The 9,278-nt window shown below is 33.6% G+C and carries 10 protein-coding genes; 9 read left to right on the plus strand and 1 reads right to left on the minus strand.

Going from position 1 to position 9,278, the window contains the following annotated elements; all coding sequences use genetic code 11:
• Positions 1-376, plus strand: a 376-nt coding sequence (locus AB4Y90_RS11320; RefSeq protein ID WP_441557686.1) for a phosphatase PAP2 family protein, incomplete at its 5' end; no start/stop codon positions are given.
• Positions 377-425: 49 nt separating this feature from the next.
• Positions 426-899: a BlaI/MecI/CopY family transcriptional regulator gene (locus tag AB4Y90_RS11325; RefSeq protein ID WP_441557688.1), complete on the plus strand. Its 474-nt coding sequence runs from the start codon at positions 426-428 to the stop codon at positions 897-899.
• A 109-nt stretch (positions 900-1,008) separates the two neighbouring features.
• On the opposite strand, the gene AB4Y90_RS11330 is transcribed toward AB4Y90_RS11325, so the two are convergent.
• Positions 1,009-1,380 (minus strand): RNA recognition motif domain-containing protein, encoded by a 372-nt coding sequence (locus tag AB4Y90_RS11330; protein WP_441557689.1) that lies wholly within the window; start codon positions 1,378-1,380, stop codon positions 1,009-1,011.
• A 259-nt stretch (positions 1,381-1,639) separates the two neighbouring features.
• On the opposite strand from AB4Y90_RS11330, the gene AB4Y90_RS11335 reads away from it, so the two are divergent.
• The 7 genes from AB4Y90_RS11335 to AB4Y90_RS11365 form a co-directional block, all read left to right on the plus strand.
• Positions 1,640-2,035, plus strand: coding sequence for an acyl-CoA thioesterase (locus AB4Y90_RS11335; protein ID WP_441557690.1), 396 nt, complete (start codon positions 1,640-1,642; stop codon positions 2,033-2,035).
• On the plus strand, positions 2,032-2,592 hold the full coding sequence (locus AB4Y90_RS11340) for a helix-turn-helix domain-containing protein (protein ID WP_441557692.1): 561 nt from the start codon (positions 2,032-2,034) through the stop codon (positions 2,590-2,592). Before AB4Y90_RS11335 ends, AB4Y90_RS11340 begins: the two co-directional genes overlap by 4 nt.
• 234 nt (positions 2,593-2,826) lie before the next feature.
• Positions 2,827-5,553 (plus strand): heavy metal translocating P-type ATPase, encoded by a 2,727-nt coding sequence (locus AB4Y90_RS11345; RefSeq protein WP_441557693.1) that lies wholly within the window; start codon positions 2,827-2,829, stop codon positions 5,551-5,553.
• A gap of 105 nt (positions 5,554-5,658) precedes the next feature.
• Entirely contained in the window at positions 5,659-6,393 is a 735-nt protein-coding gene (locus tag AB4Y90_RS11350; protein WP_441557695.1) for a DUF72 domain-containing protein, read from the plus strand.
• Between the two features lie 112 nt (positions 6,394-6,505).
• Entirely contained in the window at positions 6,506-7,369 is an 864-nt protein-coding gene (locus AB4Y90_RS11355; RefSeq protein ID WP_441557697.1) for a polysaccharide deacetylase family protein, read from the plus strand.
• 204 nt (positions 7,370-7,573) lie between these two features.
• Positions 7,574-8,233, plus strand: a complete 660-nt coding sequence (locus AB4Y90_RS11360) for a YggS family pyridoxal phosphate-dependent enzyme (RefSeq protein WP_441557698.1) — start codon at positions 7,574-7,576, stop codon at positions 8,231-8,233.
• A gap of 56 nt (positions 8,234-8,289) precedes the next feature.
• Positions 8,290-9,278 (plus strand): sigma-54-dependent transcriptional regulator (locus AB4Y90_RS11365; protein ID WP_441557699.1); only part of this gene is annotated, 989 nt, incomplete at its 3' end.

The following is a 9,278-nucleotide window of genomic DNA, read 5'->3' on the forward strand; positions in this document are numbered from 1 at the left end:
CTGTATTATCTCGTATTTAATATTTAATTATATAAAACATGAGTTTATAGATTTTGTCATGTTGTTTATCTTAATTCTTTTATTCGCTTTACAATTCAGTAATTTATATATCAAAAGTTCCATGCATACTGCTTTCAATGTTTTTGTTGCAGCTTTATTTTTTGCTTTCGATGTAAAAATTGGTTTTGTATGGCTTACGATTGCTGCTTTGGTAGGAATTACGAGGGTAATTTTAAAAAGACATACCGTAAAAGAAGTATTTATGGGCGCAGGAATCGCTATTTTGGTTTCTTTTATTTATCTTTATTGCAACAATAAGTATCAGCGTAATGATATACCCACCGAAGTTATTCCTGTGGAAACCACTATTAAGTAAATCGTTTTGAAAAATCGCTGCTTATTTTTTATAAATTTTAAATTCAAGTATGAAAATAAATCATCTTACTTCTGCCGAAGAAAATCTAATGAAGCTGTTCTGGCAACTCCAAAGCTTTTATTTAAAAGATGTCATGGAAAAACATCCGGAACCAAAACCTCATCAGAATACCGTATCAACTTATCTGAAAATATTGGTTGAAAAAGGTTATTTATCTACCGAAAAAGAAGGCAGGATCTTCAAATACTCAGTAATTGTTCCTTTTGATGATTACAAAAAGTTTTTGCTGAAAGAATTGTCGCATAATTTTTTTAATGATTCAGGAAAAGAAATTCTGGAATTTTTATTTAATGAAAATCTGATTTCACAAAATGACCTCAGAGCCTATTTTGATCTTAAAATTGAAATGAAACCTGTAAAAATAAAAGAGCCTAAGCTGGAATATGCAGAAGAGATCTTAAATCCTAAAAAAGACAAAAAAGGAAAGGATAAGAAAAAGAAGAAGAAAAAGGGTGAAAATTAGTTGATGGTTGTTAGATTTTAGTTGTCAAAAAAAATCAAACCTAAAGCTTTAATCATCAATTTCAAAAATAAAGACATAAAAAAAGCGGCTTAAAAGCCGCTTCAATTTTTTACCAACGACTTCCGCCGCCTCCGTTACCTCCACGGTTGTTGTTTCCGTAACCACCACCGTTTCCACCACGGTTGTTACCATAACTTCCACCACCGCTTCTGTTATTATCAAAACTTCTTCTTGGTTTTTCTTCTCTTGGCTTAGCCTCAGAAACGTTAAGGATTTTTCCGTTGAATTCTTTCTGATTAAGCGCTTCGATAGCCTGTTGCCCTTCTGCGTCACCCATTTCGATAAAACCGAAACCTCTTGAGCGACCAGTTTCTCTGTCTAAAACGATTTTAGCTGATGATACATCGCCAAATTCTGCAAATAAGTCGTGCAACTCATATTCTTTAGTTGCGTAATTGATGTTTGAAACAAAAATGTTCATTTTAAAAAAAATTAAATAATTAATATAAGTTTGGTATATAAAAGAAAAGCAACATAATAAATGAACATGATATTGATTCCAAATATAAACAGGTGCAAGATACAACTAAAAACTTCAAATCAAAACTTTTTAAAGGTTTAATTCACTTCTATTACAAACTTGTAATAATATAGCAAAAAAATGATGAATTTTTCATTAAATAAACTTTTGAAAAGCTTATTTTTAAAACTAAATTTGTACTGAAAACATTCAAGAAAATATGAATTACCATACCAGAAAATGGGTAAAACCCGAAGACCTGAATCCCAACCAGTCATTATTCGGAGGAAGATTATTACAATGGATTGACGAAGAAGCTGCGCTGTATGCAGTTATTCAACTGGAAAACAAAAAAGTAGTTACCAAATTCATTTCAGAAATAAATTTTGTGAGCTCGGCAAAACAGGGCGATATTATCGAAATCGGAATTGAGGTTTCATCTTTTGGTTCTACTTCTCTCACGCTGAAATGTGATGTAAGAAATAAAATGACCCACCAAACCATCATCACCGTCGATAAAATTGTAATGGTAAACCTGGATGAAAACGGAAATCCTGCACCACACGGAAAAACAAAAGTAGAGTTTGTAAAAGACAGGCTGAATAATTCGTTATGAAAATTTTCATAAAAAATATGGTCTGCGAAAGGTGTATCGCCGCCGTTTCAAACATTTTTAATGAGCTGAATATAAAAATTGCACAAATTGGTTTAGGTGAAGTAGAAACCGAAAACGAAATTTCAAAAAAAGACATTCAGTTTATTGAAAACCGCTTAACAGAAACAGGTTTCGAAAGAATAAAAGATGCAACCCATCAATTGGTAGATAAAATAAAAAGCCTTATCATCATTAAAATTTCAAAGCTTGACATTGATGAGAATTTTTTACTGTCAAAATTTTTGAGTGCAGAACTTCATAAAGATTACAGCTCTTTATCAAAAGCTTTTTCACAAAATGAAAACATTACGGTTGAACAGTTTTTTATCCTTCAGAAAATTGAAAAAGTAAAAGAACTGCTGCTTTATAATGAATTTACCTTAACCGAAATTGCCGGAAAGCTCGGCTACAAAAGTGTACAACATTTATCATCTCAATTCAGAAGCACTACAGGATTTACGCCTACCGAATTTAAAAAACTGAAGGTTCATAACAGAAAACCGCTTGATCAGGTTTGAGTTTTTTAGTTTTTTAGTTTTTTAGTGCAAAATTAATTTTCAATAACATTATAAAAACTTTCAAAACACTCAAACACTCAAACACTCAAACCTTCAAACACTCAAACCCTCCCAAAAAATCTCCTACTCACCAAACTCTCCCACTAAAAACGCCACAATATTGTAAACATTATCCCTAAATTTATAACAGCTTCCAAAAACCTTTTCGGAAATTTGTAGTATAAATTTAGAATCATGCATCAACAATATAAAGTTTTAGGAATGACCTGTTCGGGTTGTCAGAGAAAAATTTCGGAAAAACTCAACAGTTTAGATGGAATTTCCGCTGATGTCAATCTTGAAAACAGCACCGCTGAAATTCATTCGGAAACAGAAATTAATTTAACGGAGATTAATCGATCGCTTTCAGAAATTGGAAATTATAAGCTTGAAGATCCCAAAAAGCCTGAAAATACTTTTGTAAAACCTCAGGACCGCGTTTCACCATCTTCCGTTTATTATTGCCCGATGGAATGTGAAGGTGATAAAGTCTATTTTCAGCAGGGAAAAAGATGTCCGGTTTGTAATATGTATTTAGTTCCGATTGAAGAAAAATTAGCAAAAGATCCCAATCATAAACCTACCTATTCTTCGACCAATTTACCCCAAAATTTTAAAGACCAAATTGGAAATTACTATTGCCCGATGTTTTGCGAGGGCGACAAAGTGTATGAAGAAAAAACAGATTGCCCGGTTTGTCATATGCATCTGGAAGAAATCACTGAAGATTTGGTTAAAAATTCACACACTCAAAATCCGAAATCTCAAATCCGAAACCCGAAACTCGAAACCGAAAATGCCGGAAGATATTACTGCCCGATGTTCTGCGAAGGTGACAAAACCTACGACAGCAACGTTGGTTGCCCGGTTTGCGGAATGGATCTCGTAAAATATCCCGAAAAAGGCGAAGAAGAAACCGATGACACTTATCTTATTTTAAAAAGAAAATTTATCATTTCTTTGGCTTTCACAATCCCGGTTTTTATTCTTTCAATGGGCGGAATGTTGATTGATTTTCCTTTTTCACACAATATTCAGGGGATTTTTGAATTGATTCTCACACTTCCCGTCCTGTTTTATTCAGGATGGTTTTTGATGAAACGAGGCTGGATTTCTTTTAAAACCTGGAATCTTAATATGTTTAGCTTAATTGCTTTAGGTGTCGCCGCAGCTTTTATTTTCAGCATCATTGCTTTAGCTTTTCCGGATTTGCTTCCGCATGAAATTCGAGGTCACAACCACGAAATTCCTTTATATTTTGAAGCAGTTTGTGTAATTATGACGTTGGTTATTTTAGGTCAGCTCATGGAAGCTTTAGCTCACAAAAAAACAGGAAATGCCATCAAAGAACTGATGAATCTTTCTCCCGATGAAGCCAATTTAATTATTAATAATGAAGAAAAAAGAGTTCCGCTTTCTGAAATAAAAATCGGAGATCTATTAAAAGTAAAACCGGGCGAAAAAATTCCTGTTGACGGAAAAATAATCGAAGGAAATTCTGTAGTTGACGAAAGCATGATTACCGGAGAACCAATTCCTGTTGAAAAAAACATCGACGATTCCGTGACTTCAGGAACCATTAACGGAAATCAGGTTTTCATCATGAAAGCAGAAAAGGTAGGTGATGAAACTTTACTTTCGAAGATTATAAAAATGGTAAATGACGCAAGCAGAAGCCGCGCTCCGATTCAGAAACTGACCGATAAAGTGGCAAAAGTTTTTGTTCCGACAGTGATTATTGTTGCAATTATTACCTTTATTTTATGGCAGATTTTCGGTCCGGAAGGTCAGAAAACTTTGTTTGCTTTTATCAATGCGGTTGCAGTTCTTATTGTAGCTTGTCCGTGTGCATTAGGATTGGCAACTCCGATGTCTCTGATGGTTGGAATTGGTAAAGGTGCTAAAAACGGAATCCTTATAAAAAATGCAGAAGCTCTCGAATTAATGCATAAAGTAAACGTTTTAATCACCGATAAAACAGGAACTTTAACCGAAGGAAAGCCTTCTCTGGAACATATCGAAACGGTAAATAATTCTTCTGGAAATGTAATTTTAAAATTAGCCTATTCATTAAATCAAAATTCAGAACATCCTTTATCGAGTGCAATCATTAAAAAAGCAAAAACCGAGAATATTTCTGCCGAAAAAGTTGAAAAGTTTGAAAACATTTCCGGTAAAGGTGTAAAAGGAATTATCAATGGTAAAATTGTTTATTTAGGAAACGAAAATCTTTTAGTTTCAAACGAAATTCAAATTCCTGAAAATTTAAAATTAAAAGCAAAAGAAATTCAGTCAAAAGCGCATACAATCTCTTATATTGCTGAGGAAAATGAGGCTTTAGGTTTTGTAAGTTTCAGCGATAAAATTAAAGAAAGCTCCAAAAAAGCAGTTCATTATTTAATGAATGAAGGAATTGAAGTGATTATGATGACCGGTGACAACGAAAATACCGCAAAAGCCGTTGCAGACGAATTAGGAATAAAAAATTACAAAGCAAGCTGCCTTCCGGAAGATAAATTAAATGAAGTGAAAAAACTTCAACAACAGCGAAAAATCGTAGCGATGACCGGAGACGGAATAAATGACTCTCCCGCTCTTGCACAGGCAAACATCGGAATCGCGATGGGAACAGGAACCGATGTCGCAATTGAAACAGCAGAAATTACTTTACTGAAAGGTGATATTTTAGGAATTACCAAAGCAAAAATTTTAAGTGAAAAACTACTGAGAAACATCAAAGAAAATTTATTTTTCGCTTTTATTTATAATGTTTTGGGAATCCCGATTGCGGCAGGATTGTTGTATCCGTTTTTCGGAATCTTATTATCTCCGATGATTGCGGCGGCAGCAATGAGCCTTAGTTCTTTATCGGTAATTTTAAATTCGTTGCGACTCAATTCTGTGGATTTGGAAATCGAATAAGGTTTTTTGCTAGTTAGTTAGTTAGTTAGTTAGTTAGTTAGTTGACTAATTACTTAGTTAAAAATCTGCGTAATCAGCAAAATCTGCAAGAAAAATTTAAAAATTATGAAAAAAGAAGAAAGTTTTTACATTGGCTGTTCAGGATTTTACAACAACGACTGGAAAGGTTCGTTGTACCCGAAAGATACCAAAAGCAAAGACTTTTTGATTTTATATTCCAAAGAGTTCAATGCTGTAGAAATCAATTCTACTTTTTACAGGAAGCCGACTGCAAAAACCTTACAGAAATGGTTTGACGAAACGCCTGAAGAATTTAGATTTTTCATTAAAATTCCTAAAACAATTTCCCACGAAAAAAGGCTGAAAGATTGCAAAGAAGAAATCTCAGAATTCTGTTCGCATATTCAAAATAATTTGAGTGAAAAGCTTTCAGGATTTTTATACCAGTTTCCGCCATCGTTTAAAAATACAGAAGAGAATCTGAATTTAATTTTAAATAATTTAGATTTCGGCTATCTAAATGTTATCGAATTTCGTCACGAATCTTGGTGGAATGAAGAAATTTACAGCACTTTAAGCTCAAAAAACATTATTTTTTCGGGAGTAAGCTTTCCCGGAAATTTACCTGATAGCTTCATCATAAATCATCCTGAACTATTTTATTACCGACTTCACGGGAAACCCGTACTTTACAAATCTGAATATTCGGAAGATGAAATAAAATCTTTAAGCGAAAACATCATAAAATCAGGAAAAAAAGGTTTTGTTTTCTTTAATAATACTTGGGGAAATGCAGCGGTAAAAAATGCCGTTCAACTCAAAAAATATTTAGCTAAATAATTTAATTAAAATTTCATTAAAAAGTGATTTTCATATAAAAATTGGCATTATCTTTGTTAACTAAAGTTTGTAAAATTTAACAATTTTTAACAATTAATTCCCATTAATCTTTATGAAAAAAACTTTTGCGGAAAAGTCTGTAGGCAAGACTTTTCTAAGGATGATTACAGTGGTGACTGTAACATCAACCCTATTTACAGGATGCAATCACAAATCTGAAGTGAAAGAAACTGAAAAAGTTCTTACCAAACTGCCTCCCGTCGCAAAAGTCCCCGAAATAGATGATGAGAATATACCCGCAGATAAAAGAGTAATTTACCTTACCTTCGATGACGGTCCCAATCGCGGAACGGAAAATCTTCTGAAAATTTTACACAAAAGAAACGTTTGTGCAACTGCTTTTCTTGTCGGAAAACATGCAACAGACAGTAGAAAACAAAAAGAAGATCTCGAAAAAATGAGAATTGATCATTTAATCGAGCTCGCTAATCACAGTCATACTCATGCACACAACAAATATTCTGAATTTTACAAAAATCCTGCAGCGGTAGTTAATGATTTTAATATTGCCAAAGACAGTTTAAAACTTCCCGGAAAAATCGCAAGAACACCCGGAAGAAATATCTGGAGGCTCAATAATATTAATGTTACCGATATAAAAAGTTCTTCTGCAGCTGCAGACAGGCTAAAAAGTGCAGGTTACAAAGTAATCGGTTGGGATCTGGAATGGAAACCGACCAATAAAATGACTTTAAAAGGAAATCACGAAGCGATGCTTAAAAAAGTAGACAGTATTTTCTTTAACGACCTTGAAAAAACTTCAAGACATTTGGTTTTGCTTACCCATGATCAATATCTTAACGATTCAGATTCGATTAATGAGCTGGATTTATTTATTGAAAAGTTACAGAAATCAAATCGGTTTGTTTTCAGAAAAGTTTCGGCTTATCCAAAGATCAATGAGATTTTGAATTAATATTTTAGTTCCCACAGATTGTTTTGCCACGAATACACGAATTTTATAATTAAAATTTCATTAAGGATAATTGATTCGTGCATTAGTGGCATTTTATAACATAAATTATTCTCAATCATCTGCGAAAATCTGCGTAATCTGTGGGAATTTATTTAAAAAAAATAAAGCTTTACTATTTATTTTAAAATTCAGAAATTTGCAGCTATGAATATTCAGGAAAATTACAAAGAGATAAAAAATCAATTGCCGGAAAATGTAGAATTGGTTGCCGTTTCAAAAACACATCCCGTTTCTGCGATTCAGGAAGTTTATGATTTAGGACAAAAAGTTTTTGGTGAAAATAAGGTTCAGGAATTGGTTGAGAAATATCCGCTCCTTCCAAAAGATATTCAATGGCATCTGATTGGGCATCTTCAAACCAATAAAGTGAAATATATTGCCGAATTTATTGATACCATTCAAAGTGTAGATTCTGAAAAGCTTTTAAATGAAATCAATAAAGAAGCAGGAAAACATAATCGCAAAATAAAAGTTTTACTTCAGGTAAAAATTGCTGAAGAAGACACAAAATTCGGATTGGAAATTTCTGAAGCTAAAGATTTATTTCAAAAATTCATAAATGGAAACTTCCCAAATATCGAAATTACAGGATTAATGGGAATGGCAACATTCACTGACGACGAAAATCAGATCAGAAAAGAATTTTCAGTTTTAAAAAATCTGTTTGATGAATTGAGCCAGACTCAAAAACTGGAAACATTATCGATGGGAATGAGCGACGACTTCCCTGTTGCTATTGAATGCGGCGCCAATTCGGTTCGTGTAGGTTCGGCAATATTCGGGAGAAGAGATTATTCAAACTAAAGATTTAGGAATGATATTTGCTAATAATCAAGCAAAAAATACCTAAATTTGCGACTATGCAAAAAATCCTTATTGTAGAAGACGAAAAAGCAATCTCCGGAGTACTTCACAGTATCCTTTCGGACGAATTAACCGATTATGAATTTGTCATTGCCGATGACGGTTTAGAAGGCTATAAACAGATCGAAAAAGAAGATTTCGCATTGGTGATTTCAGACATCAAAATGCCAAAACTTTCAGGAACCGAGCTTTTAAAGCAAAGTTTAGCCCTAAAACCCGAATCTACTTTTATTATGATTTCCGGACATGCAGACATTGATTCTGCAGTTTCTTGCTTAAAGGACGGCGCATACGATTTTATTTCCAAGCCAATCGACATCAACCGATTGATTACAAGCGTGAAAAATGCTTTGGCAAAGGAAACTTTAAAGAAAGAAAACAAAAATCTTCAGACCGAAAATAAAACCCTGAAAAAGAAAGTCAACAAAAAATACCAGATGATTGGTGAATCTGCTGCCTTAAAAAAAATTCAGGAAATGATCGAAAAAGTAGCTGTTTCTGATGCGAGAGTTTTGATTACAGGACCGAATGGAGCCGGAAAAGAACTGGTTGCTCATGCAATTCACAATTTAAGTGAAAGATCGAGAGGACCGATGGTTGAAGTAAACTGTGCGGCAATACCTTCAGAATTAATTGAATCTGAACTTTTCGGACATGTAAAAGGTTCGTTTACAGGAGCAATTAAAGACAAGCAAGGGAAATTTGAGCAGGCAAACGGAGGAACCATTTTCCTGGATGAAATTGGTGATATGAGTCTTATCGCTCAGGCAAAAGTGTTGAGAGCACTTCAGGAAAGCAAAGTTTCTCCTGTAGGAAGCGATAAAGAAATTAAAGTAGATGTAAGAGTTTTGGCTGCAACCAACAAAAATATGCAGACCGAGATTGAAGCCGGAAGATTCAGAGAAGATTTGTACCACAGACTTTCTGTAATTGAAATTTATGTTCCGCCATTGGATGAAAGAAAAGAAGATATCAGTCTTTTGGT

The sequence above is a fragment of the Chryseobacterium sp. 2TAF14 genome (genome assembly GCF_052115105.1).
In the GTDB taxonomy this organism is placed as follows: Bacteria; Bacteroidota; Bacteroidia; order Flavobacteriales; family Weeksellaceae; genus Chryseobacterium.